Origin of the sequence: Ralstonia sp. 1138, assembly GCF_040544795.1 — a bacterium.
In the GTDB taxonomy this organism is placed as follows: Bacteria; Pseudomonadota; Gammaproteobacteria; order Burkholderiales; family Burkholderiaceae; genus Ralstonia; species Ralstonia flatus.
In genome coordinates this window covers 599,431-624,193 of record NZ_JBEPKQ010000001.1, presented here as the reverse complement: position 1 = coordinate 624,193, position 24,763 = coordinate 599,431, and the positions used below count along the sequence as shown (strand labels likewise).

General features: G+C 66.8%; 17 protein-coding genes. 7 read left to right on the top strand and 10 right to left on the bottom strand.

Annotated elements, in window-relative coordinates; all coding sequences use genetic code 11:
* Positions 1–117: 117 nt before the first annotated feature.
* Genes ABIC76_RS02690 through sctV form a run of 4 tightly spaced genes read right to left on the bottom strand, consistent with a single transcriptional unit; the run spans position 118 to position 5,723 of the window.
* Positions 118–1,377, bottom strand: a complete 1,260-nt coding sequence (locus ABIC76_RS02690) for an FHA domain-containing protein (RefSeq protein WP_102065990.1) — start codon at positions 1,375–1,377, stop codon at positions 118–120.
* Positions 1,352–3,211 (bottom strand): type III secretion system outer membrane ring subunit SctC, encoded by a 1,860-nt coding sequence (sctC, locus tag ABIC76_RS02685; protein WP_502947829.1) that lies wholly within the window; start codon positions 3,209–3,211, stop codon positions 1,352–1,354. The genes ABIC76_RS02690 and sctC overlap by 26 nt, the downstream gene beginning before the upstream one ends.
* 38 nt (positions 3,212–3,249) lie before the next feature.
* Positions 3,250–3,528 (bottom strand): EscS/YscS/HrcS family type III secretion system export apparatus protein, encoded by a 279-nt coding sequence (locus ABIC76_RS02680; RefSeq protein WP_027679288.1) that lies wholly within the window; start codon positions 3,526–3,528, stop codon positions 3,250–3,252.
* Positions 3,528–5,723 (bottom strand): type III secretion system export apparatus subunit SctV, encoded by a 2,196-nt coding sequence (gene sctV, locus ABIC76_RS02675; protein WP_102065992.1) that lies wholly within the window; start codon positions 5,721–5,723, stop codon positions 3,528–3,530. Before sctV ends, ABIC76_RS02680 begins: the two co-directional genes overlap by 1 nt.
* Before the next feature lie 296 nt (positions 5,724–6,019).
* Between sctV and sctQ the strand changes: the two genes are divergently transcribed.
* The 4 genes from sctQ (at position 6,020) to ABIC76_RS02655 (ending at position 9,607) form a co-directional block, all read left to right on the top strand.
* The gene (gene sctQ, locus ABIC76_RS02670) at positions 6,020–7,183 is read left to right on the top strand and encodes a type III secretion system cytoplasmic ring protein SctQ (protein WP_180815228.1); all 1,164 of its coding nucleotides are present in this window, start codon (positions 6,020–6,022) and stop codon (positions 7,181–7,183) included.
* Positions 7,176–7,835: a type III secretion system export apparatus subunit SctR gene (gene sctR, locus ABIC76_RS02665; protein WP_065854284.1), complete on the top strand. Its 660-nt coding sequence runs from the start codon at positions 7,176–7,178 to the stop codon at positions 7,833–7,835. Before sctQ ends, sctR begins: the two co-directional genes overlap by 8 nt.
* 24 nt (positions 7,836–7,859) lie before the next feature.
* Complete coding sequence (locus ABIC76_RS02660; RefSeq protein WP_102065994.1) at positions 7,860–8,609, top strand: lytic transglycosylase domain-containing protein; 750 nt, start codon at positions 7,860–7,862, stop codon at positions 8,607–8,609.
* 110 nt (positions 8,610–8,719) lie between these two features.
* On the top strand, positions 8,720–9,607 hold the full coding sequence (locus tag ABIC76_RS02655; protein ID WP_051530892.1) for a helix-turn-helix transcriptional regulator: 888 nt from the start codon (positions 8,720–8,722) through the stop codon (positions 9,605–9,607).
* 8 nt (positions 9,608–9,615) lie between these two features.
* On the opposite strand, the gene ABIC76_RS02650 is transcribed toward ABIC76_RS02655, so the two are convergent.
* Positions 9,616–10,725, bottom strand: coding sequence for a LysR family transcriptional regulator (locus ABIC76_RS02650; protein WP_354532887.1), 1,110 nt, complete (start codon positions 10,723–10,725; stop codon positions 9,616–9,618).
* 437 nt (positions 10,726–11,162) lie between these two features.
* On the opposite strand from ABIC76_RS02650, the gene ABIC76_RS02645 reads away from it, so the two are divergent.
* On the top strand, positions 11,163–12,662 hold the full coding sequence (locus ABIC76_RS02645; RefSeq protein ID WP_354532886.1) for a hypothetical protein: 1,500 nt from the start codon (positions 11,163–11,165) through the stop codon (positions 12,660–12,662).
* Positions 12,663–12,681: 19 nt separating this feature from the next.
* Here ABIC76_RS02645 and ABIC76_RS02640 read toward each other — a convergent pair whose 3' ends face one another.
* The 3 genes from ABIC76_RS02640 to ABIC76_RS02630 are packed head-to-tail and all read right to left on the bottom strand — an operon-like array spanning position 12,682 to position 14,338.
* Positions 12,682–13,095: a hypothetical protein gene (locus tag ABIC76_RS02640; RefSeq protein WP_037026598.1), complete on the bottom strand. Its 414-nt coding sequence runs from the start codon at positions 13,093–13,095 to the stop codon at positions 12,682–12,684.
* Positions 13,096–13,103: 8 nt separating this feature from the next.
* A complete protein-coding gene (locus tag ABIC76_RS02635; RefSeq protein ID WP_354532885.1) occupies positions 13,104–13,379 on the bottom strand; it encodes a hypothetical protein in 276 nt (91 codons plus the stop codon).
* Complete coding sequence (locus ABIC76_RS02630; protein WP_354532884.1) at positions 13,376–14,338, bottom strand: formyltetrahydrofolate deformylase; 963 nt, start codon at positions 14,336–14,338, stop codon at positions 13,376–13,378. The genes ABIC76_RS02635 and ABIC76_RS02630 overlap by 4 nt, the downstream gene beginning before the upstream one ends.
* A gap of 282 nt (positions 14,339–14,620) precedes the next feature.
* Between ABIC76_RS02630 and ABIC76_RS02625 the strand changes: the two genes are divergently transcribed.
* Positions 14,621–15,181, top strand: coding sequence for a hypothetical protein (locus ABIC76_RS02625; protein ID WP_354532883.1), 561 nt, complete (start codon positions 14,621–14,623; stop codon positions 15,179–15,181).
* Here ABIC76_RS02625 and ABIC76_RS02620 read toward each other — a convergent pair.
* Together ABIC76_RS02620 and ABIC76_RS02615 are read right to left on the bottom strand one after the other, a co-directional pair.
* Positions 15,175–15,687: a CC0125/CC1285 family lipoprotein gene (locus ABIC76_RS02620; protein WP_354532882.1), complete on the bottom strand. Its 513-nt coding sequence runs from the start codon at positions 15,685–15,687 to the stop codon at positions 15,175–15,177. The two genes, ABIC76_RS02625 and ABIC76_RS02620, sit on opposite strands and share 7 nt — an antisense overlap.
* Positions 15,684–16,175 carry an Ivy family c-type lysozyme inhibitor gene (locus ABIC76_RS02615; RefSeq protein WP_354532881.1) on the bottom strand — a complete coding sequence of 164 codons (492 nt, stop codon included), beginning with the start codon at positions 16,173–16,175 and terminating at the stop codon, positions 15,684–15,686. Before ABIC76_RS02615 ends, ABIC76_RS02620 begins: the two co-directional genes overlap by 4 nt.
* Before the next feature lie 374 nt (positions 16,176–16,549).
* Here ABIC76_RS02615 and ABIC76_RS02610 point away from each other — a divergent pair, with 374 nt between their 5' ends.
* A complete protein-coding gene (locus ABIC76_RS02610; protein ID WP_354532880.1) occupies positions 16,550–24,664 on the top strand; it encodes a hypothetical protein in 8,115 nt (2,704 codons plus the stop codon).
* Positions 24,665–24,763 lie beyond the last annotated feature (99 nt).

Sequence of the window (24,763 nt, the reverse complement as noted above, 5' to 3'; positions counted from 1 at the left end):
CTGTCGGTTTTGTTGAGAAAAAAGCGCCTCGGATTGAGGCAGGTTTCACCGGACGCGCCCATGCAGGGCGCGCCTGGTAAGAACGGTTCTTGCCTTGTGGCCAGCCACAGCTTGTCTTCACGGTGACTGGGCTCCCGCAGGTGCCGCGCTCTCTGAGGCGGATGGGGTGTCTGCAGTCCCCGAGGCTGTAGATGCAGCGCTGGCGCTCGCCGCCTGCAAATCCACCCCCCCGCCCTGGATCGGCCGCACAAACGCCGTACCGCCGTGGTCGAACGTCACGCCCGTGGTGGAGATCTGCCGGATCACGTCACCGTCGGGCATGCGGGACCCCTCGAAGTAATGCTGCCCGTCGCGCGTGGTGACAAAGCGCATGCCGTCTTCATCGGCATACACGCCCACGATGCTGTTCTTGGCGATGTCCACGTTCTGGCCCACCTCGACGGGGCCGCCGTCCTTGTACTGCACGTTGTCCACGACCTCGATGGCGGGGCGTGCGTCCCGCGCAAATACGCGCAGGTGATCGCGCACCCGGTAATCGTTTGTCTCACCCGACACGACCACGCGGCCGTGTCCGGCGTATTCCACTTTGAGCCGACCATCGCTCACGAACTGCTGCGCGGTGGCCAGCAGATCGCCCACCACATAGATCTCGCCCAGCGTGAGCTTGGGGATACGCGCCGCGCGTTCGCCGATCGTCTTGCGGTCGGCCTGCGTTTCGACGTACCCACTTGCTTGATACGTGCCATCGCTCATCGGGGCCACTACGATTTCACGTGGATTGCCCAGCGCCTGTTGAATCTGCGCGATGCGCTCGGCGGTGGATTCGCTGCGAAAGCGGAATTCGCCGCGGATGGCGAGCACCGCCGCCAGCAGCGTGATCATGGCCAGCACGCACCACAGCGCCACCAGTGCGGGCGCGGCGCGCGAACCTCGGCCACGCAGAAAGCGCCCCACCCCCGCCATGTCGATCAGCCAGCGCACGCCGCGTTCGCGCACGGGGGCGGGCGGTTCCGGCACCGCCGTTGCGGGGCCGCCGATGCGCTCGACCCCGAAGCGGATCGGCCCGAGGTCCACCGCATCGCTGGGTGACAGCGTGCGCCGCACGCCCTGCGGCAGCGGCGTGCCGCCCAGCTGCACGGGCGTGGCTTCAGCACCTGCCGGCGTGTCTGCCACGTTGCGCACGGCCACGGCAATGTCGCCTACCTCCAGGCACAGGTGGCGGCCCGCCACGGCGCGGTCCGGCAGGATCACATCGCAATCGGCCGATGAGCCGACCCAGTTCTGCCCGCGCTTGAGCGGCATCGACCGCCCATACAGCGGCCCGCTCAGGAAGCGCAGGCTCCACGGCGATTTAGGCAGCGAGGCGGTCGGTTGCATATGGCGTCTTCAGCAGAGTGGCGACGGGGCGCGGCGCCTGCGCGGCGGGTTGGTCTGCCGCGGGCGATGTGGGCGGCGGCGCAGGTGGTGCATCGCTGCTCGGCACCGGCAGCGGGCGGGGTGCATTCGGGCCCTCCATCGGCTGCGGGAAGGCCGGCACATCCGCCTCCGCGAACGGCGTGGTGGCCAGCCGCGGCGTCAGCAGATAAAAGCGCTCCATGTGCTTGCCCGACTTGGTCGTGTACTTGAACAGGTTGCCCAGGATGGGGATGTCCGACAGCAGCGGCACACCGCTCTTGGTGAAGCGCTGTTCATCGGCGTTGAAGCCGGCAATCAGCAGGCTCTTGCCTTCCTCCACCATGGCCTGCGTGACGATGGCGCGCTGCTGGATCACGGGCAGGTTCTGCACGGTGTCTTGCGTGACGTTGCCATCGTCGATGCTGATGCTGAGCATCACGCTCTTGTTGCCGTTTTCATCCACCACCAGCGGTGTCACCTTCACACTGGTGCCGGCCTGCACGGTATAGAGCGACGAATCCTGAAAGCCGCTGACCGGGATGTAGAACTGCGTGAGGTTTTCCAGAATGGCCTCGGTGTTGTCGAGCGCCAGCACCTTCGGTTTGGCCTGCGTCTGGGCGTTGCCGTTCTGCGTCAGGGCGTTGATGCGCGCAAGCAGGTAGTTGCGCAGGCTGCCGCCGATGGAAGCGGTCAGCGCAATGCCGTTGGGCGTGCTTGGGCCGGTCGAGCCCTGCTCGGTGCTGCCCACGCTGAAGGTGAGCGGCGGGTTCTGCCCGTTGCCCGATTGGAAGTCGCCGTGCGTGGTGTGCAGGCGCCAATCCACGCCGAGGCTGTCGAGCGAATCGGCGCTGATATCGATGATGGTCAGGCTGATCTCCACCAGGCGCGGGCGGATGTCGAGCGACGCAATCACCTTCTGATACTGCGCCAGCCGCTCAGGCAGGTCGCGAATGACCACCGAGTTGATGCCGGGGTCCGGCTCGATGCGCGGCAGGTCCGGCCCCGGGCCGTTCGACGCCAGCAGCGGCGGGCCCGAATCGGCAGGCGGCTCCGTGTAATTGCTGGTGTCGATGCGCGGGATGCTGAGCATGGCGCCCTGGCCGAGCTTGACCTGCCGCGTGGCACTGCCCAGGCGCGGCGCCGCACTGGTGCTCGACGTGCCCGACCCTTGGCCGTAGAGGCGCCGCAGGATCGTGGCAATGCCGGGCACGGTCACCGAGCGGCCCGAGCGGTTGACCTGGAAGTCCGTTGCCCATGCGTACTTGAGCGGGAAGGCGCGAATCTCCGCGCGCTCGCCCGAATGCGCGCCGTCGCCCACGCTGGAGATGGATTGCTTGACCAGTTCGACATAGCGGCGCGGGCCGGACACATACACCGTGCTGTCCTTGTCGCTCACCAGCAGCGGAAAACGTTTGTCCGTGATCTGCATCGACTGCAGCACCTGCCCGACCTGCTCGGCGCTGCCCTTCGGGATGGGAAAGACCTGCGTCTGTGCCTCTTCTGCGCGATCGATGTAGAGGAACGAGCCGTCGTAGTACCACGTGAGGCCATAGGTCGCGCACACCGTGTTGAGCGTGCTGGCGGGCGAGCCCGAGAAGCGCCCGCTGATCGTCGCGTCGATCTTGCTGTCGACCACGGCCGTGACGCCCTGCGCGGCGGCCAGCTCGCGCAGGAAGTCTGTCAGCCGCTTGTTCTCGGCCACGATCTGGTAAGGGCGATTGCGCCAGTGCAGCTCGGCCGCGGCAGCCAAGGAGGACAAGTCGACGGTACAGCAGGCCAGCAGTGCGGCGAGGCACAGGAGACGGTGCGGGTTCACGAAGAGGTGCTCAAGAAAGGTGGATGAAGACTGCGTGCTCAAAGCAGGCCGGGACGGCCCGTCAAAACGAGTTCCAATGCACCGCCGGCATAGCGCAGCAGTTCCTGGCCGGCCCATCCGGCCATGAGCAGCACGGTCACCATCACGGCGATCATCCGCACCGTGAGGCCGATGCTCTGGTCCTGGATTTGTGTGACGGCCTGCAGCACAGCGATCAGCAACGCCGAGATGCCGGCCACCAGGATCACCGGCAGCGATAGCACCAGTACGAGCGTGAGCGCATGGCGCGTGATCTCGATCACGGTGGCGGCGTTCATCATGCGGTGGCTCCGGCGGCGGCCGCAGGGTCGGCCTTGGGGCGATCCTCGGGCGGGTTGCGTACCCAGCCGACGGTGTGCAGCTGCACGTCGGCTTCGATCTCCTGCAGGGAGACGACCGGCAGGTCGGGCAGGGTCGCTTCGATCAGGCGGCGCACATAGGCGCGGCACGTCATCGCCACCATGATGGCGGTGCGCGGCTGGCCCGCCGTGGCCTCGCCGTGGCGCACGGCTTCGGTCACGTTCTGGACCTGGTCGGCAATGTTGGTGCGGACCTCGCGCGAGAGCCCGAGCAGGTTGCCCTGCTTGGTGCGCACCACCGCATCTTCAATGCGTTCCTGCAGGCTCTGCTCGAACAGCACGACGTTCAGCGAGCGGTCGGGCCCGCAGAAGTGATCGGTAATCTGCCGGCGCAGGTCCATGCGCACCAATTCCACCAGCATGGTCACGTCGTCGGGCTCGTGCGGTGAGCGCGCGATGAGACTTTCGAGGATCGTGTTCAGGTTGCGGATAGGGATGCCTTCGTCCAGCAGGCGGCGCAGGACGTCGGTCACGCGCTGCAGCGGCACGAGGCGCGTCAGTTCGCCGACCAGCTCGGCGCGGTCGCGGCGCACGAGCTGCAGCATGTTCTGCACTTCCTGGATGCCGACCATCTGTGCGGCGTGGCGGCGGATGACGGCCTCCACGTGCCGCGCCACGACCTGCTCGGGCTCGAGCGCCTGGCCCCAGGCTGTCTTGGCCGCGTCATCGGCTTGCGATGCCGGCATCGTCATCCACCACGCGTGGTTGAATGGACCGAACGCAGCGGTGCTTTCTGCGTCCACGCCGGCGGGCGGTGCGGCCTCCGTCCACAGGCGATGCGCGACCTGCAGCGTGCCCTCTGAAGCAAACACGTCCTGCACGTAGATGCGGTAGTGATTGGGAAGCGTCTGCGCACTGTAGGTCAGGTGCACGCGCGGAAACACCAGGCCGATGTCGTCTTCCACGGCCGCCTTGGAGCGGGCCAGCGCGTTCTGCAGCGGCACCAGCTTGATGTCCTTGCGCAGGTTCTCGGCAAGGCGCACGGCCACCGGCGCGGCAATGCCCGCCGCCGCAGACACTTCTTCGGGGCGGCCGGGCTGCGCGCCAACGCCCTCGGCGCCGACCGACAGCAGATTCAGGATCGGCGGCGCCTGGCGCTCGCGCAGGAAGTGAATCGCGCTTGCACCCGCCAGCAAGGCGAGCGACAGGAATGCCCACTTCGGCATGCCCGGCACCAGCACAAACGCAAACAGCACCAGGGCGCCCATCAGCAGGCCGCGCGGGTGTGCGGCGATCTGCGCACCGATCAACTGCCCGAGGTGGCGGTCGTTCATCTCGCGCGACGACACGCGCGTGGTGACCACCCCCGCCGCGATCGACACCATCAGCGAGGGAATCTGCGAGGCCATGCCGTCACCGACGGTCAGCACGGCATAGCGGTGCAGCGCATCGGCCACCGACATGTCATGCATGAGCGCGCCCACCGCAATGCCGGCCAGGATATTGATGACCGCGATGAGGATGCCCGCAATGGCATCGCCCTTGACGAACTTCATCGCGCCATCCATGGCGCCGTGCAATTGCGATTCCTGTTCGAGCAGCTCGCGGCGGTGCTTGGCTTGGTCCGACGTGATGATGCCGGCGCGCAGGTCGGCGTCGATGCTCATCTGCTTGCCGGGCATGGCATCGAGCGTGAAGCGGGCGCCCACCTCCGCCACACGTTCCGAACCCTTGGCAATGACCACGAACTGCACGATGGCGATGACGGTGAACACCACGCCGCCCACCACAACGTTGCCGCCCACCACCAGCTTGCCGAACGTGTCGATCACGTGGCCGGCGTTGGCCTGCAGCAGGATCAGCTTGCACGAGGCGATGTTCAGCGACAGCCGGAACAGCGTCGTAAACAGCAGCAGCGACGGAAACGAAGAGAACGCCAGCGCCGAGGGCAGGTAGATCGAGATCGTCAGCAGGATCACGCTTGCCGCCAGGTTGAGCGAGATCAGCCCGTCGAGCACGACCGTGGGCAGCGGCAACACGAACAACGCCACCACGGATCCGATGAACAGCGCGATGAGCAGGTCATAGCGCAGCAGGCCGCTGGCAAACGCGGCATGGCTCGGGTCGGACCGCAGTTTGGCGAGGGCTTCCTGCGCGTTGGGGATGCTCGGCATGGCCTTCCTAACCTTCCTTATCTGTTGGCGGCGTGCAGGGCACGACGGGGCAGCAGCGCCTTGAAGAACGCTGTCCTGCACATGCGGTGCAGGGCGTGCTGCAAGGCGAGCCCAGTGTAAGAGCGGCCCTTCGCGGCGCCGCGTCCGAACTCACGTAACGGCAGCAGGTCGGGTTTGCGACGGTTACGAGAACGAGTAGCGGGCGTGGGGGGGCATCGGCACTACAGTGGCTCCGTTTTCCAGCCACCCTCCCAACCAGCCGCGAGCCGCGAAAGAACGTGAAGCGAGAGATGCCCGTGTCGGTCACTGACCTCGCGCAGGCCGAAGGACTCCTGCACCTGGACAGCGGCGTTGCGCGGGCCCAGTCGTGGGCGTACGTGCAGGCGCATGGAGACGTGTTGCTGCCGCCAATCCAGGTCGGTACCGAGCGTTGGCGGTTGCGCTGGACGCCCCTGGGCGCCGATGCGGCAACCCAGCCGGATGCGCCGCTGCCCGGTTGGCATGCATTGCGTTTTGCCGTGGGCAAGCATGAAGGCTGGCTGCTGGCGGACGTGGCATTGGCTACGCGCCTGGCCGATGACGGCGTGCAGCCCGACGTGCCGCATGCCATCTTCTGCGCGCTGGCGGCCGATGCGCTGGGCAACGTATCGCGCGCGGTGGAGGCACAGTTGCGCCAGCCGGTGCGCTGGCAGCCCGACGTCAGCATGCGCCCGACCACTGCATGGCTCATGCAGCACGCCGTGGGCTTTACCGTGGGCACCGACGACGGCGCCACACGCGGCAGCGGCGCCATCGCCATGGATGACCTTGCCGGCTGGCAGCGTTGGCAGCAGGCATTGGAGGAAGTGACCGGCGCAGAGGCGCACCGCGACGCGCCTGCGAACACTGCGAACCGCGCCCCGCAATGGATGGAACGCCTGGCGATCGGTGTGCGTTTCTCGATCGGGCAGACGCAGCTGCGCGCCTCCGAACTGCGTGGCGTGGCCAAGGGCGACATCATCGCCATCGAGAAATGGACTTCGCGCGGTGCAGCGCTGGAGTGCGTCGGCACGGTGCCGGGCATTCCCACGCTGGGCATCGCCGCGCATGCCCTCGGCAAACAAATCATGGTGGACGCCGTCCGCCACACGGAGCGCGACATGCCCGATGAGAGGACCCCCGCCAAACCGGTGCAGGCCAAGGGCTTGCCCGGGGCGGCCACAGCAGGCGCGCCAGTCGCGTCCTTTGACGACATCGAGGTCTTGACCACGTTCGAGCTGGCGGAGCAGGCGCTGCCGCTGCACGTGCTGCGCAATCTGGCGCCAGGGCAGGTCATTGAGTTGGAGCAGCCGCTGAACCACACGACCGTGCAGATCCGCGCCAACGGCACCCTGGTGGGCAGCGGCCAGCTGGTGGCCGTCGGCAACCGGCTCGCCGTGCGCGTCGCCGCCTTCGTGCACGACACGCCCGACCATGCCTAGCCTGCCGAATCCCGTACCGATGATCGCGATGATCGTCGCGATCGGGCTGATCCCGTTCGCGGCGCTCATGGTGACGTGCTATACCAAGCTGGTGATCGTCTTCGGGCTCACGCGCAATGCGCTGGGCATCCAGCAGGTGCCGCCCAACCTGGTGCTCAACGGCATTGCGCTGATCCTGACGCTGTTCATCATGGCCCCGGTGGGCGGCGACATGGTCAACAACCTGAAGGGCCGCAACTTCAATTCCGGCGCGCAGTTCAGCGTGGACGACGTCATGGCCATCGTTGACGCCGGCGTGCCGCCCATCAAGGCCTTCCTGCAGAAGCACACGCAGGAGCGCGAGCGCAATTTCTTCCTGAAATCCGCCACCAACATCTGGCCCAGCGGGCGTGCCCAGAACCTGCAGGCCGATGACCTGACGGTGCTGGTGCCGAGCTTTACGCTCACCGAACTGACCAAGGCGTTCCAGATCGGCTTCGTGGTCTACATCGTCTTCGTCATCGTCGACTTGCTGGTGGCCAACGTGCTGCTGGCGCTGGGCATGCAGATGATCTCGCCGACCACGATTTCGGTACCGTTCAAGCTGCTGCTGTTTGTCATGCTGGACGGCTGGGCCGTGCTGATCCACGGGCTGGTGCTGTCGTACCACTGAACCGTCAAGACGGAAGGGGCAGCCATGCGGTTTCGTGTCTTTTTCGGCGTGCTGATGTGCGTGCTGGGGTTGGCCGCCGGCACTGCACATGCAGGCCCCGCGCTTTCAGCTGCGGACTTTGCACGGGTGGCGCAGCAGTGCGCACCGCGCGTGGATGTGATGACGCTGGCGGCGCTCGTGCGCACCGAGTCCGGCTACAACCCCTATGCCATTGGCGTGGTGGGCGCGCGGCTGGCGCGGCAGCCGGTGTCGATGGAAGAAGCGCAGGCCACCGTCCAGATGCTCGAGCAGCGCGGCTACGACTTCAGCCTGGGCCTGGCGCAGATCAACCGGCGCAACCTTGCCCGCCTGGGCGAGACCACCGCCACGGTGCTCGACCCGTGCCGGAATCTGGCCGCCAGCCAGCGCATCCTGGGCGAATGCTTCACGCGGGCCACGCGCAGCACGGCCATCGAACAGCAAGCCTTGCGGCACGCGCTGTCCTGCTACTACTCCGGAGGCTTCAGCGTAGGGTACCGAGAGGGCTACGTGAGCCGCGTGGTGGCCAATGCGCAAGCGAGCGTGCCGCCGATCGACGTGGCCCCCGCACGCGCGCAACCGATCCCGCTGGCGGAGCCGTCGCGGCGCGTGCAGGCCGCTGCAGCGCCCATGCCAGCGCCTACGTCGCCGTTGTCCCCACGCCCCATGACATCGTCTGCGGGGTGTCCTGCCGGCCGGCAGGTCATGCTGGTCAGTTGCGGCCGCGGGACTTGCGTGCGCTGCCTCGGGCACTGAGCGGAACATCGGACCGCACACGTCCGATCTCGTTCTCATTCGGCAATGGACAGCGGCATAGGCAACCACAAGACTACGCAGAGCCATTGCGGTTTTTCCGGGAACCCACCATGACGAGTGCCAGCGACAACGCCGGAGCTTCCTACTTCACGCCCCAGTCGGCCACCGCCGGGCTGCATGATGCCGTGCACATGCGCACGCTGGGCGGCGTTCTGTTGTTCGACGACCAGAAGATCATCACGCGCCAGCCGCCGCACACGCTGGCCGTCCATGCGCCGCAGCTTGCCGCGCAGCTGGCCGCCAGCATGCAGCCGTATCAGCGCCGCCAGAAGGTCCAGGAGGTGCTGACCAGCATCGGCTTCGACAGCTTCGAGTACAGCGTCGCGCGCATGATTTCCGGCACGGTGGAAGTGCTCTCCAGCCTCACCACGTACGGCAAGCCTGACTGGATCCATCGCTATTTTTCGCAGCGTTATCACGAGATCGATCCGTGCCTCAAACGGTGCCTGGCCAGCGGCACACCGCTGGTGTGGGATGCCGATGACCTTGCTGCGTGGACGGAGCGCACGCCGGGCCTCGCGCGCATGCAGGCGTATCTGCTGGACTGCGCGGCGTTTGGCGTGTCGAGCGGCGTGACGTATTGCTGGCCGGCCCCGGAGGGCCGGGCGCGCGTGGTGGTGCGCTTTCATTCCAGCAACCGCAACCGGCGCTGGATTTCTGACGCCGTGATCGGCCAGGCGCTGGCACTCGGCATGGCGGTGCATGAATACCTGAGCGCCTACGAGCTGGTCCCGAGTCGACCGCTGCCCGGTGACCCGCATCTCTCGCCGGTGCAGCAGCGCATCCTGGATTGCCTCATCAAGGGGATGACCGATCGCGAGATCGCCCAGCTGCTCGAACTCACCACGCACAACGTCGACTACCACCTGCGCCGCCTGCGCGCCTTGTTTGGCGTGACCACGCGCGTGCAATTGGTGAAGGCCGCCTGCTACGGATAGGGTGCGCGTCAGGCCAGCATGGAATGCATGAAGCCCAGGTGGTCGTCGACGAGCACCGTGCTTCCGCACGGCGCGGTGGTCGGTATCTCGATGTGGGCGGGGGCCGGTGTGACGGGCGTGCCCTTGTCGGTCAGCACACCGAGGCCGGGCACCGACAGGAGCTTCGACTGCGGGGCCGGTGCGCTTTCGGTGTGCGTGCCGCCCAGCGCCGATACCACTGCACGGACGACCGGATGGCAGTCGACCTTCGGGTACACCAATGCAGTGTGGATCTGCGGGGCGTCCCACGCCAACTGCACGCGCACGAGGTCCGGCGGCAGCGCCGTATGTGCCTGGCCCACCTGCAGGGTGACGGCGATGCCGCTGGCGGCCAGGTCGCTGGCGCCGGCAGCGTCGGGCGTGATCAGCAGCGGACCGGGCGTGGCGCCGTGTCGGCCGCACCAGTGCGTCAGTGCGCCGAACAGGCCGTCGTGCAAGGCGGCATCCAGCGCGATGGGCACGTTGTCGAGTTGCCAGGCGTCCACCACGTTCTGGCGGGCCAGCCAATGGTTGACCGAGACCACCAGCGTCACGCGTTCGTAGGCAACCGATACCTGGTCCAGACCGTCGTGCACGGGCGCGTAGCCGGCGATCAGGCCGGCGTGCAACACGCCGCGCATGACGTTGGCGACGATGCGTTCCGGTGCCATCACCAGCATGTCGGCACGCATGCCGGGCGCGCTCGTCGACAAGGCCGTCACCACCCGCTGGAGTGCCGCGGGCATGCCGGGCATGAGCGACGACTGCGTATAGGCGAAGGTCAGCGGTGTACGGGGCTCGGTCTGCGGCTCGGTCTGTGGCTCGGCGTCGGTCTGGCTGTTGTCCGGCTGGACGATGCGCCGGGCGAGCGTGTCGGCCTGCTGGAGCAGGGCCCGCGCCTCGGTCAGCAGCCTGCGCCCCGCCTCGGTCAGCTTGAGGCGCTTGCGCTCGCGCTCGAACAGCATCACACCCAGCGTTTCTTCCAGGCGGATGATCTGCCGGCTGAGCGGCGAGGCCGAGATATGCAGGCGTTCAGACGCTTGAGCAATGTTCTCGGTCGTGGCAACCGTAACGAAATAGCGGAGCTGTCGCAGATCCATGCGCGTACACATCGTGAAACAGGGCGTTCATTCGCCACGCTAGGGTATGTCTTCAAGACTTGGGCAGTTGTCCGGCTTTTCGTAAGACACGGCTGCACAAGGGCCTGCGAAAACGATAGCGCGTTGCCTGATGAGGCGTGCGCGCTTTCTTGCGACGATTGTCGGGTTCCTGCCATTGGGCGTGGCAAAAGCACTGGCGATGGTTTTGGGTGCAATAACTAAAACGCCTGTGCTTATGCTGAAAAGGCATGGGTTTGCCGCCTTGCACCGCCCCGGTGCCGCCTCCTCGTTCATGGAAGTGCACGACGCGCTCCCCGAAACGCCGGACAGCGCGCCCCCATGGCCCGTCCCGCCTACGGTTGACCGTAGCGCGGCCCGCCGCCGATCGTCTCTACAGTGGCGGCCATGTGCGCGTTGGCAGACGATGGGACGGAATCATGAGCATGCGATGGGGGCGTTTGATGGGCGGCGCGGCCGTGGTGGTTGCGCTGATGTCGTGCGGCGGGGGCGGCGATGGTAGCGGTGGCAGCGATGCCGCGTCCTCACAGCAGCAGGGGAGCAGTGCTCCGCCGCCGGTCAGCACGCCCAGCCCGCCAACGCAATCCGTTGCCACGTGTCGCGAGGTGGCGCAGTACGGCATCACCTTCACGTTCGACCACGCCTATGCCTGCGGCACCTTTGCCAACGGTGACCACTGGGTCGCGCCCGATGCGGCGGGTGGCGTGGTCACCATCACCGCCATCAGCCCGGCCTTTACCGGCACGCGCAACGGCTTCGAGGTCAACCCGGCGCATGTCGACAGCCAGGGGTTTGACAGCCGATCGGAGGGGTTCGACCCCACGCTGGTGCCTGCGTTGCCGTATGCCGCGCACGGTGGGGAATCGGTGGTGAAAAGCATTTCGCTGGTGGATTCGCCCGCGGGGCGCACGTTCCTGGACAGCGCCGCCGTGTTGACCGTGCTTGACGCCATCCCGGCCGAGGGCGGTGCCAACCTGTTCCGGCCGCCGTATTTCGGGACCGACAAGCCGTTGATTCCGCTCGCGCGGGTGCATACCGAGCGGCTGCCGACGCTGGCGCCGATGGACAACGTGCCCGCGCTGGACGCTATCGCCAGCCGCTTCGCACGCGTGCAGCTCGATCACATGAATGACTGGACCGGCGCCGACATCCACCCCGTGCAAAACCTGCCCGACTATGGCGCGCAGGTGGCCGAAGATACGGCGGACGCCGGCCTGCGCCTGATGCTTGCCGACAGCCTGCAGGCCAAGATGCCGGCGTTGGTCGGCTACCTGCAATACGGCATCGACCTGGCGGCGGCGCGGCACGGCGGGCTGCAGTTCGCAGCCAACGGTGGCCATCGCATCGGGCGCAAGGTGGTGCTGGCGTTTGCCGCGGAGCTGCTCGACGACGCCGACATAGCCGCGCTTGTTCATGACGCGCCCTACAACACGTACCAGGAAGACGGCGACTTGCATTTCAGTCCCGTAGCGAACCAGGTGCTATGGGGCGCGCCGTGTTCCACCGACGACTATTGGTTCAACCAGAACACGACGCGCGGCTCGCGCGATTGCCGCGACCCCTACGACCGCATCGACGGCGGCCAGACACCGGGCGGCGAATACCAGTTCTGCTGCACCACCAAGCCCCTGGTGGCGACGGCATTGATCCTGCATCTGATGCCGCACCTGCAATGCCTGTGGAACAACCCGGACCTGATCGCCTATGCGGACCGTTGGGTCAACTTCGGGGCGTGGACGCAGCCCGACCCTTATGCACCGCACGGCAACGGCGCGCTCGACACAGATGCTTCCGATGGAACTGGCCGTTACCCCACGCTACACGGAACCAACCGCAACGACGGCTACTACAGCAGCCGTTTTGCCGATGCGATGTGGGTGGCGTATCGAGCCGGCGCCGCGACAGCCGTGTGCCATTGACTGCCGGCGTGTAGTCGCGTCAGGCGAGCGCCGCGGCGTGCTCCGTCAGTTCGCACGCGAATGCGGCGCAGCCGGTTTGCGGGCAGGCGGTGATGGGCGCCACGGCCCAGGCATACAGCCAGGCTTGCGGCAAGGCCGGCGCATCGCTTCCGGAAAGCCCAGGCAGTGCGTCGGCACGCTGCAGCACATCGCCGAAAACGAGCACGAGCCGCGTCAGCACGCGCGCGTAGTCGGGGCAGGTGCCGAGCCGGGCGCGCGCGCGGCGCTGGACCATGCCCAGCGCAACGATGACCACCGGCTCGTCGGCAGCCGATGCATCGTGCGACAACAGTCGGATCAGCCGCAGGTACAGCCGCGCATAGCGCACGAAGAGTGCCGGCGGCGCGGCGCCAAGATCCGCATCGAACGGCGCGAGGGCGTGAGCGGAGGCCATGGCGTGGTTCAGAACGTGGGTGGCTGCACGCCTTGGGGCTGCGTCTGCAGGCGGGCTTCGGCGTCGGCGTACTCGTCACCGAAGTAGCGGGGGACCGCGGCGGCCGCGTGCGCCGATGCTGCCGGCGCGTGCGGCGTGCCCTGCGCAACGCCGGCACTCGCCCCGGTCATGTGCATGGAGCCGTTGGCAAACATCCACGCAACGAAGGCTGCCGCTGCGCCTGCAATGGCAATGCGTGCGGCCACACGGCGGGGCGTGGACCGCGGAAGATGGCGTGCGCTCATGTCACAGCCTCCATGTTGGTGATCGATTTGGGCGGCACCACCACGGTGGCTGCGCCAACGGTGACGATGCGGTGCTCCAGATGCCAGCGCGTGGCGTTCACCAGCGCCTGGCACTCCAGCGCGGCGCCCTGCGCGATCAGCGCGTCGGGGCCGTCGTCGGAGGCAATGCGCGACATGGCTTGCTCGATGATCGGCCCCTCGTCCAGATCGGCGGTCACGTAGTGCGCGGTCGCGCCGATGTAGCGCACGCCCCTGGCGTAGGCCCGGCGGTATGGGTCGGCGCCAGAAAACGCGGGCAGCAGCGAGTGGTGGATGTTGATGATCCGGCCCGCATGCCGTGCAACGAAGCCCGGTGTGAGCACGCGCATGTAGCGTGCGAGCACGATCAGGTCGACACGGTGAAGCTGGAGCAGGGCGTCCAGCTCGGCTTCTGCGGCTTCCTGGCCGTGCCGATGGTCGACGTAAACGAAGGGCACGCCATGCTGCGCGCACAGCGCGGCCCGCTCGGGATGGTTTCCGGCAACGAAGGCGATGTCGCAAGGCAGCGTGAGGGCAGCGTGCGCCTGCAGCAGCGCGTGCAGGCAGTGCTCGGTGCGCGAGACGAAGATCGCCACGCGCATGCGCCGGCTCGCGGCACTATGCCAGGTGACATCGTGGCTCGGTGCGGATGCGGTGGCCCACCGCTGGTAGAGCCGATAGTCCTGTGCCAGCACGTCGGGGTGCAGGCGCATCGGCTCGGCCGGTGCGTGGCACTCGGCACGCACGATGGTCATGCCACGCGCGCTGATGTGCTCGATGTGGGCGTCGGCATCGAGGTGGTCTCGCACAAAGCCGTAGATGTGCCGCGTATGGGCCGCCGGCAGCGTATGCAGCGCCGTCACGATTGCGTGGGTGCTGGGCGCGCGCATGTGGGAATGCAGTGGGTGTTCCGCTTCCAGGCCAAGATGGGTGGATGTCATGCCGTGGGTTTCCTCTCGCGCCGGGCTTCGCAGCGCATGCGAATGGGGCGTTGTGCTTTTCTGTGCGATCACGCTCGTGGTGGCGCTTAAGGCGAGAGTAGCGAGCGGCTTTCATCGAAGGCACTACGGCCTTGCGCAAGCTTGTCCATGCGGTGGTGGACTGTGCTGCGATTGTCGTAGCGTGGCGATTCGGCGATGCACAACACGATTTCTCGGAGGCACTGCGCGGGCGGGCCGCTGCCAGAATCGGCGGATCATCTTCTTCCTGTTCTGGAGCCCGTCATGCAACGCGACGCTTCAAGGCCACCGCGCCGGAAGGCGTACATCACTTTGATCGTGGTTGGCGGCGCTTTTCTGGTGGGCGTCGTCATCTGCTGGACGATTGCCCTGCATATCTTGCGTACGCAGGTGCGTGCCTCCACGCCGCTGATGGCGGTGGTCGGCATGGGCTGGGCGGTGCTCACCATGACGCTGTCGATGGCGCTGACGATGCTGGGGGCGCGAGTGCATGCGGCACGGCTCGGCGGGCGGCGCGGGCACGTCGTGATCAGCGGGTATGACCCCGCGTTGGCGCGGGACCGACTGATCGTGGAAGGCGAGGGCGTGGAGGCCGTCGGCGAGGCCGATGTCGAGATCACCTCGGTGCTGCCCGCGGTCGTGACGGCCATCAGCACGCTGATGCTTGCGGTGGTCACGATCGGCTTGTTCTGGGTTGGCCGCACCACGCCCATGGGCGTGTTCATCGGCGGCCTGCTTTGCTATTTCATGTCGAACTGGGTGTACCGCATGTGGCCGCGCCGAAAGGTCGATGGCGGTACCGCAGCGTCGTCAGGGCGTCAGTAGTCGATGCGTGCCTGGCCACCGGCCAGTTCCGGGTGCGCTGCCAGGATGGCGCGCGCATCGCCCATCGGCTTGCGCTTCGTGAGCGTGTTGGTGAGCGTGATGCGATAGATCTGCCCGGGCGCCACGGTGCTCAGGTCCTGCCCGGGCTCGTATCCGACCACGCGGCCTCGACGGCCCACATAGACCTTGTCCGGCGTGTAGAACGGATGGAACTCGCTTGCGTCGGCATTGCCCTCAAGCACGAAATAGCGATAGCCGTGCGCCACTGCAATCTGGGCGCACCGCAACACCAGCCCGTTGTAGACCGTCGATGTGGTGGTCGTATCGTTGCCACGGAACCGCACTTCCCACGTGCGCGGGCCGACCTGCTGCTCGGAGAAACCGCCGTAGCCCAGGTCGGGCTGGTAAGGCGTCTGGCAGGCGGCCAGGCACAGCGGCACGGCAACGAAAACACAGCGGATGCGCGCGGCGAGTGAAGCCGATGCGGCAATGAGCGGGCGGTTCATGATGCGTGATCCCAATCGGGGTTGGCGCGACGGACGCTCTTCATCAGCAATGCCTTGATGGGCTCATCCGGATGGCCGAGCCAGCGCAGCTTTGCGTACGCAGATGCCGGGCGGTCCGTCGGGTGTGGGTACTGCACATCAACCAGCACCGCCCAGGCGGCCGTCGCGTGGTCCGGCGTGTCCATGCGGAAGGCGCCGAAGATTTGCTGCGCGGGGCAGTCATGCGGTTTGCACATGTCGCCCGTGATGAAGGTCTGGCCGTCGGTGGTGCGCGCGGTGTACTCGCTGCTGGTTCCCTTGCCGGCGCGAAGCCAGGCGGGGAGGCCGGTTTCGCCGCGCAGCATGGCGTCCCACGCAGGTTGGAAACCAGGCTTGTGCGTCAGCTCAAGAAAAATGCCGTACTCGCTTGCGCGGATCAGCGTCGGCGCAGCCAGGGCCATGGCGACGATGGCAGCAGCCAGGACGAGGTATTCGATGAGGCGGCGCATAGGCGTGGCCCATTGCGCAGTGCGCGCGGGCGGGCAAACAGGACGGCCTAGCGTAGCCGCCGCTGCACCCGGCAGGCACTACATGGATTCGTAAGTCCCATGCGGCCCTCGGTGCATCGACATCGTTGTGTCGTGCAGCTGGTTTTCCGGATTAGCGCGCGCAGCCGGACGCAGAACTTACGAAGGGTGGTAGGCAGGCCGTGTGCCGGTGCTTGTGACAATGCCCCCGGCCATGGATGCGTCCTGCGCCGTGGCCATTTTCGTTGCCTTGTTCACCCATGTTTCCCTATCGCCCAGACGGCCTTGTCGTGCCCCGTGCGCCAGAACCGGCGCCACCTCCCCCCGCTTCCCTGACTGCCCAGGTGCAAGGCCGAATGGCCCAGGGCTGCAGCCTGCAAGACGCCGTGCACGCCACGCAGGCCAGCAATCCGCTGGCGGGTACTGAACAGTTGGCGATGGCTGCCATTGCCGCGCAGGCGGCCCAACAGGCGCAGCAGTCGGCGCGTGCAAATACGAGGACGAAGCCACCCTCCGATCTCATCGATCGTGCCACCCGGCAAGTTGCCGATGCGCATGTCTTCGATGCAAAGGTGGTCGATCAGGCGGGCCAATCGTTGAAGCGGCCCGTTCAGTTGGCTGCGGGCAAGCCCGACCTGACGCGGCTGCATGTTCCGGCCCCCGCGCTGATAGATCGCATACGGCTTCAGATGCAGGCCGGCGCAACGCCCGCAGAAGCCGTGAATGTGCTGCGCGCGGAGGCGCCCAGCCAGCAGCCGGATGCCGATCTCGACCTGGCAGTGGCCGCGCTGATGGCGGACGCCGTAGAACATGGTGGCTCGGTTGCCAACGCGTTGCCGCTAGCCATGCGCGATCTGGGTGCGACCTTTCCTGCCGCCACGCTCACGCTGGCGTTCTCGCAAGCCGACATTGCTGTCAGCACAGACGATTGCAATCAGGCCGTGGCCGACTACCGCGCGGCCCAGCGCAGCGGTGCACCCGCTGGTGAACAAGACAGCAAGTTGGCGCGGGCCAACGCTGCGTTGTCGCGCCTGCAGCGCGCGGTGACAAACGGCATGCGCTGCGTTGCCGACAACGCGCCCGATGCCAACGCCGCTGCCCGCCTGATGGACGCGTTCGGGCAGGCATGCGTAGCGGCGGCCACGCCGGAGCTGCACCAGCAACTGGCCGACAGCACCCGTCAGGCCATACAGGCCGTGCTGGCGGAGTCGTCTGCCACGCGTCATTCCAACATGGCGCTTTATCTGCTGGCCGTCGATCAAGGTGCCGCTGCCGACGTGGGTGCCACCGCAGCAGACACCTACGCCGCATTGGCGCAGAAGCACCTGCAGGCAGCGCAAGCGAGCGTGGACGCAGCACAGACGGTGCTCGACAGCAACCGCACGTTGCCGGACAGGCTGCGTCGCGCCGAAGCGCCTTCCGACACTGCCGCGCTCAACCAGGCACAGCGTCAGCTGATGCAAGCCAATGCCGAGGTGGCCGACGCGCAGGCGCAGCAGCAGGCCGCTGCTGCGGGCAAGGATGTCGTCTTGCCGGCCAACGCGCCCGAACTCTCGAGCGATGCCGCATCGCTGGCCGACCTGCAACGCGCGACGAGCGGCGCATTGGCCGATTTCAAGCGGACGCTGGGCAACGAGGTGGCGCAGGACGCGACACAGGCCTACGCGAATGACGCCCACGCCACGCTGCAGGCTGCACAGCACGCGCCATCGGCGTCGCGCGCCGTACCCGCAAGCCTGCGCCGGGCGGAAGAGCAGGACAACCTCGGCAGCCTTCACGATGCGCAGCGCACCGCGCGCGATGCCCAGGCGCAACAGAACGCCGCTGCGGCCAACAAGCCCGTCCAGGTGCCCCAAGCCGACTGGGACCAGGGTGTTGCCGCTGCCCAGCGCGCCCATGCCGGACAAGGCTTGGACGAGGCCATTGCGCGCGCATCGTTACGTGGGCAGGTGGACGGCGCGGCGGCGCCTCTCTCTCGCAGCACCCCTGGCCTGACGGCATTCGAGCAGACCCTTGCCGGGTGCGACACCGTCACGCTCGGTCTGGTGCGTACAAGCCAGTTTGATCTGACCCAGGTGCAGACCCTGCCAGCCGCAGAACGCGTGTGGTTGCTCGGCTCGCTCCCCAGCGCAGACGCCGCGTTTACCGACCCGCGTCGCACCCAGCAGGTTGCCGGCCGGCTGCAGCAGCTCGCCATCTTGAAGCTGGCCGGCGTGACGCTCGACTGGAACGACCCGGCCGTACAGCGCGATCCATTTCCGTGGGCAGCGCAACACGCCACGCCCGAGCAGAAGCAGATCATGGGCCGTTGGGTGGCCGCTGCGGACGATGCCCGTGTGCTGTGGGTGCAGGAACACTGCAACGCGCAGGCGCCGGCCGGCGACCCACGCGATCCGTCGCACATTGGCGCCGTGCAGAACGCCATGCAGATCGCAGCCATCAATCGCAACAACGCGCTCACGCCTGCGGCGGCCGGCGTCATCGACCAGATGACAGCATCGACGTTTGGGCCCGCGTTCTGGCCCGATCAGATCGGGCAGTTGCTCAAGCCATCCGGGCGCGACATGGGCTTGCAGACGGTCGGCTTGGTACGCGTGGGCCAGTTCATGAAGCAGTTGGCGCCGTACATGTCTGCGGCGGATGCGAGCCGCGCGCTCGACTGGATCAAGGCGAACTACAAGGAAGACTGGTTCGACAACAACCCCGAAGCGCTGTCCGATGCAGGCGCGTGGTACGAAGGCGTTGCTGCACTGGTTCAGGCAGCGCTGCCCGAGCGTAATCGTGGCGCCGAGTTTGCAACGTGGCTTACCGGCCCGCAGTCGACGCTGGCGCGCTGCGGAGCGACGCCGCGCGATGCCTTGCTGGCCAGCGCACAGCAGATGGGCGCCAACGGCGACCAGCAGCTTCCCGAAGCGCTGCGCGCCGCGCTCAAGCCGGTCGACCCCGATGCGGCGCAGCGCCTGGATGACTACTACCAGGGCGGGCTGCAATCCTTCGTGTCCGGCAAGGGTTACCTGACCCGTGACGACCGCGCGTCGTATGCGAAGACGCAATGGGCCGCTTACCAGGCGCTTCCCGACCATGCTGCGGAAGGGCAATTGCAGACGCTGGTGGGACGTATCAGCGAGACCCCTTATACGCCCGGGTCGACCGCTTTCCACAATGCGCTGGGCCTGTCGCTCGGCATGACGAACATCGGTACGTCGACCGACGCCCAGGCGCGCGCCAACCGCGTCGAGCAATGGCTCAACACGCCAGGAGCGCCGATCGACGCAGCTACCGAATGGTTTACCGGCGACCGCTTGGCCGACGCGGGCAACGTCATCGGCGCGTTCGATACGGCGATTGCCAATGGCATCCAGGGCGCCGACACCAACGCGCGCAAAAACCGCGCACCTCAAGAGCATTGGTCGCTCACCGTCATGCCCATGCGCGCTTATGGCGAGCAGTCCGGGCAGACGCAGATGGCGCTCGTGCGCGTCCAGGGCGACCGGGGGACCACGTTCTACGTCGGCAGCCGTGGCGGCAGTGCCGACGACCCGACCGCCAAATCCAGCACCTTGGAAGATTTCCGCACGCAGACCGCATTGACAACCAAGGATTGCCTGGTGATGCCGAAAGGGGGCAACGTTGCGCGCAGCGGTGCCAATGGCGCCATTGCCATGGAGACGGTGGCCGGCCACATCAACTCGACGCTGGATGACATCAACGACGCGACGGGCATTCCGATGTTGATCGGCGGCCTGGCCCTGGGCGTGGTGGCTGCGCTGTCGACAGGGCCTGTGGGCCTGGCGGCGGAATTGCTGATCGCGTTGCCCACGGCCACGCTGGGGCTGGCCAATCTTGCAAACATGGCGGGGCACGGCCGCTCGCTGACGTCGGGGGAGGCGATCGGCACGGAGCTGATGGTGGCGGCTGCCGGTGCTGCTGGGCTCGCGCGCACGCTGGAGTGGGGCGCGCGTTTGCCGGCGGCGGCACGCTCTGCGGCTGAGGCGGCCGATGTCGCGGGCAACGCGTCCGCAGTCGGGCGCAGCGGGGCGGAGGCGGTTTCGAGCGAGGCGTCCGGTGTGCACGCAGCGGGCGCAGTCGACGGTGTTGCCGCGGGCGCACCCGCAGCGGACCTGCGCCCCGTTCTTGCGCGAGCCGCCCAGCGCCTGCGCGCGGCGGCGGGCGTGACCGGTGGCCTGCAGGCAGCGCAAGGGCTGCAGCAATTGGCTGCCGTGTGGGACGACCCCGAGCAACGCGATCACGAGCTGTTCATGCAGGTGATGAACTTTGCCGTGATGGTCGGGATGGCGCCGCTGATGGGTGGTGTGCGTGCGGTGCGGGAGCGGCGTGCGGCAACCTCGCACATTGCGCGCGCATCGGATTCGGCGCTGTCGGAGCATGCGCTTCAGATGTGTACGTTCGTGGCGGAAGACGCCGTACCGGATTTGCCCGCCAGGTTGCCTTCGATTGAACGCTGGAGCCGCCTCCAGGCCTGGTGGAATCACTCCAGCACGCAGAAGGTTGTGATGGTGCCGCGTTGGCAGCTTTCGCTTGCGGCCGATGCCAGCGGCTTTATCGTCCTGCTCGACAACTCACCACGCAAGTTGCCGACTGGCACGGTCGTGCCTGCGGACCCCGAAACCGGCTTGCCCGCTGGGTATGCGACCTTCAACCGTTCAAATGGTCTGCGTTGCCTGTTTTGGGGCTCGCGTGGTCCGGCTTGGGAGGTTTTCGGCGGGTCGGAAGCGAGTGACTCCGGCTCGCGGAGTGCACAAGAATCATCGGAGAGCGCAACGCACACGGCCGGCATCCGGTTTGAGGACAGCCGTAACCGGCCGATCGGATCGACCACCGCGCTGCAGAAACTGGACGCCGTGCGCATGGCACTCAACGATGCTGCGGCACAGGCGGGTGTTGGGTCGGTGGCGGAACACATCGATGCGGTGCAGCTTCATGATGGGCCCACCGGCATTCATGTGGAGCCCGACGGCCGGTGCGTGCTTCAGATCAACGCGCTGGCGGCCGCCGTGGCAGAACCGGAAGCGCTCCTGAGCACCGTGACGGAAGGCATGCAGGTCGCGGTAGACATGAGCCGTCGGCGTCGGCGCGACTCAGCGGCGCCACCGTCATCCGAGACCGAGCGGATTCCGTTGACGGAACCGGCTGTGACTGTGGGCATGCAGCAGCGGCTTACGCCGTCCCGGGCAGATGGCGAACCGATATCGCCTGCCGAGCTGGAGCGCAATCTGACGGCGCCGGCGAGCGATGATTTTCCGCCGCGCAATCCCGACGGCTCGCTGGCGGCGCCCGCGCAGGAGTGGCGTAGCTGGTTTGCGCCGGTGCCACCGCGCGGCTGGCCGGTCGCCCAGCATGATCACCGGCACTTTATTGGTGTGGGCAACGCCTTGGACGCGGGCGTGCGGGGGTTTGTGGCACACCAGGCCGACTTTCCGCCGCGGCTGACGGCGCTGGTGCAGGAAGGCCTCTTCCGCAAGGCAGGGCTGTTGCACGATGCCACGCGAGACCGAACGGCGGGCACGCCGCCCTTCATCGGCAAGACCCTGGAAGATTTCGATCACCTGTCTGCGGTGATGGGCCTCGACCCGTTCGAGCAGACGGTCGCCAAGATCACCGATGCGGCCACTGCGCACAGCCCTGCAGAAAAGGCCGTGTCGCCGACATGGTACGAGCAGCTTGAAGCTGCACACGCCGACGGCACACTGACCACGGAAGAAGCCTCGGGGCTGTTTACCGTGTGCAAGATCATGGGCATGGTCGACCAGATGGAGACACCCTGCACGGCGCGCTCTGCCGAAGAAATGTACGACCGTCTGGCGGGCCTGCGGGCCGAGTTTGGTGAGGGTGGCGTTCCCGGCATGGGCTTAAGTGAGGACGGGCAGATGGCACCGGCTCAGGTGGCCCAGGTGTTGGGCTCGGACTTTCATCGCATGGTGGGCGGCGAAGGCTGGATGGCGCCCTATGACGCTATCGAAGCAGACCTGCGCGCCAAGGGTGTTGTCGACCAGGTCAGCCCGATGCCCGACAAGGAAACACTGCTGGATTGGGTGCCCACCACCGGGCCTGGCTGGCGCGCCATGATGGTGGCCAACGATGCGATGAAGGCCGCCTTCGAGGCGGACCCGAGTTTGACCCATGCGCAGGTGGCTGCCATTGGCGCACATGCGATCGACGCACACCTGATCGATCGCGCGGCGCAGCGCGGGCCGAACCGGCTACCGGACGAAGCGCGCGACCTCATGCGCGATCTGAGCGAGCCGACGGCCGATCCCAACGCGCCGGAACATGTCGCCAAACAAGTGCGACTTGCGCAGTTGCTGGCCGATGAGAATGTTGTGACGCCGGATCATTCACCCAGCGAGGATCGCCCGATCCTGCCCGCCCTGAAACCATCGTTTCCGCCCCCCGACAATGCGCCTGCGCGCCCTGAACCACCGGAGGCTCGGCCGGCGCAGTCGCTGGCGCCAGAGCAGATGCAACGCGCGCAAGAGTGGATTGAAGCGATGGATGAGGACGATCCGCTTCAGCGCTCTCTGTCGCTGCTGCTGGAGCAGGCGCAGCTGCCTGTGGCGGCGCGGGCCACAGATGCGGATGTGGTGGGCGTCATTGAAGAGGCTCTGGCCAGCCGAGCGTGGTACGAACGCGCACGCGCCGAGCGCGATACATCGCAGCCGCACCCCATCGAAACTGTCGGCAACCTGCAGGACGTGGCCAATACCGCCAACGAAATCCGCACCAACACTGCCATCGACGTCCTGCCGCTGGAATACACGCTGCGGCCTGCCAGCGGCGACACCCCGGTCACCATGGAACTGACGGCGGGCGGCGCTGAATTGGAAGACCCGGAAGCGTTGGCGGAGCAACTGGCGGCACAAATCAATGATCTGGAGGGCGGCCTGTCGGGCGGGCGCCTGCGATTGGTTGCGCAGAATGATGCCCAGCTCGGCGATATTGTCGAAGCGCTTTACCTCGCCCTGGAGCGCCTGGGTGTTGAGGTGGTGGATTCGGATGCGCCCACGTTGCCGGACGGCAGGCGTGCGATGGAACTGATCGGCGAAGTTCCGCCAGAAGATGGACCGCCAAGCCCGGACGGTGGCACCGACGACGATCCGGGGCCACCAGATGGCCCGCAGGTTGGTCCTTCGCCGACACGCCCGCCGCTCCCATCCGGCGGTGGCGGCGCCCAGCCTGAAAGCACCGAGCCGCCGCCTCCGGACACGACGCCCGCAGCGGATCGCACGGCGCCGGAACTTGAGGGGCCGTCCGACACCACGGGGCCGCAGTCTGAGGTGCTCGATGGCGCCCGGGCTCGTCTGAATGACGCCATCGCGCAACTGAGCCGACTGGTCCACGGCGCGCAAACCGCCGAACCGATGACGATCGACGCGGCTGCGCTTCAGCCGGTTCGTGACGCGCTGACCGCCGGTGGAGCACAGGGCGCTGACCATCCGCAAGTTCGGGAGTTGGCGGGCAGGGTCGAAGGTGTCCAACTGGCTTTGGAGGACGCGAAGGGCGCGTCATCGCAACTGGGCGAGTACTACGTCACTACGCTGCTCGATCGTGCCTCGCAAGCGCGTGCCGAGCTGGATCCGGTAGCTGGCGTACCTACCGCAGCCCCCGCCTTGCCGGCTGCGGTCGAGGTTTCACCAACCGAGGATTCGGCTGATGGCACGCCAGACGACGCGAGCGGTACGCCGCCCGCTCTGCCTTCCGCGGCCGATCCTGAAACGGCGTCGGTGCCGACGGCAGGCAATGTCAGCATGCGGGGCGGCGTGATCGAGACATTGCGTCATGTACAAGGACGCATCGTAGAAACAGCGCGAGAACTGGTGGAGCGTGCCCTGACCTCCGGTAGTGGACCTGGGCAATCGGTCATGCGGCGGGAAGCGCCCGATTCGGCGGAGGGCAAGAAGGCACTGCCGGCTGGAGATGATTCTGGACCGCCCGCACTGTCCGACAAGCCAGGCTTGCCCGGCGTGATCGAAACAATCCAACGCGTGGAGGCCGAACTGACCGAGATGGAGAGCAGCGGCAAGAATTGGCTGGCCGAAATTGAGGAAGAGCAAAGCTATGACATCTCGGACGACGATCGCACGCAAAGCGTTAATACCAGCGATCAGATCAGACGCCTTGCAGAGTTGGAGGAGGCAGTAGCGAGGGCATTGGAGGGCGCGGGTCAGCGACATGCGCGCGAAGTGCGCGCCATCGGAAACGCCTTTCTGGAACTGGAGGCAGGGCTTGCCGACGCAAAGGATTCCCAAAAACCGGCCGCACTACGCAAAGCTTTGGATGCTGCGGATGCAGCGCTTAAAACGTTGCTGAGTTCACTGAGTACCTTGCGAGAGCGGTATAGCGATCTTCTGGACAAGCTGGCTGACTCGCCAGTCGCTCCAGCCGATCTGCCACGCGGGGTTCGCACGGGAGACCATTTTCCGCGGCCTCCCAAGCCCCCCACGTCGTCCTGAAGATTCGCGATGCCGTTATCGACCAGCGCGAGAGCGGCATTTCGAACTCGGGAGAAGAGAGCGGCGCTGCAGCGGAATGAAAAAGCGGCGGCGTCAGGA

Bases quoted from the DNA above. Each gene is read 5' to 3' on its own strand.
- ABIC76_RS02630 (WP_354532884.1), bottom strand. From the start codon at position 14,338: ATGACATCCACCCATCTTGGCCTGGAAGCGGAACACCCACTGCATTCC.
- ABIC76_RS02680 (WP_027679288.1), bottom strand. From the start codon at position 3,528: ATGAACGCCGCCACCGTGATCGAGATCACGCGCCATGCGCTCACGCTC.
- ABIC76_RS02640 (WP_037026598.1), bottom strand. From the start codon at position 13,095: ATGGCCTCCGCTCACGCCCTCGCGCCGTTCGATGCGGATCTTGGCGCC.
- ABIC76_RS02660 (WP_102065994.1), top strand. From the start codon at position 7,860: ATGCGGTTTCGTGTCTTTTTCGGCGTGCTGATGTGCGTGCTGGGGTTG.
- ABIC76_RS02650 (WP_354532887.1), bottom strand. From the start codon at position 10,725: ATGGATCTGCGACAGCTCCGCTATTTCGTTACGGTTGCCACGACCGAG.
- ABIC76_RS02645 (WP_354532886.1), top strand. From the start codon at position 11,163: ATGAGCATGCGATGGGGGCGTTTGATGGGCGGCGCGGCCGTGGTGGTT.
- ABIC76_RS02610 (WP_354532880.1), top strand. From the start codon at position 16,550: ATGGCCCAGGGCTGCAGCCTGCAAGACGCCGTGCACGCCACGCAGGCC.
- sctR (WP_065854284.1), top strand. From the start codon at position 7,176: ATGCCTAGCCTGCCGAATCCCGTACCGATGATCGCGATGATCGTCGCG.
- ABIC76_RS02690 (WP_102065990.1), bottom strand. From the start codon at position 1,377: ATGCAACCGACCGCCTCGCTGCCTAAATCGCCGTGGAGCCTGCGCTTC.
- ABIC76_RS02655 (WP_051530892.1), top strand. From the start codon at position 8,720: ATGACGAGTGCCAGCGACAACGCCGGAGCTTCCTACTTCACGCCCCAG.
- ABIC76_RS02620 (WP_354532882.1), bottom strand. From the start codon at position 15,687: ATGAACCGCCCGCTCATTGCCGCATCGGCTTCACTCGCCGCGCGCATC.
- ABIC76_RS02635 (WP_354532885.1), bottom strand. From the start codon at position 13,379: ATGAGCGCACGCCATCTTCCGCGGTCCACGCCCCGCCGTGTGGCCGCA.
- ABIC76_RS02625 (WP_354532883.1), top strand. From the start codon at position 14,621: ATGCAACGCGACGCTTCAAGGCCACCGCGCCGGAAGGCGTACATCACT.
- ABIC76_RS02615 (WP_354532881.1), bottom strand. From the start codon at position 16,175: ATGCGCCGCCTCATCGAATACCTCGTCCTGGCTGCTGCCATCGTCGCC.
- sctV (WP_102065992.1), bottom strand. From the start codon at position 5,723: ATGCCGAGCATCCCCAACGCGCAGGAAGCCCTCGCCAAACTGCGGTCC.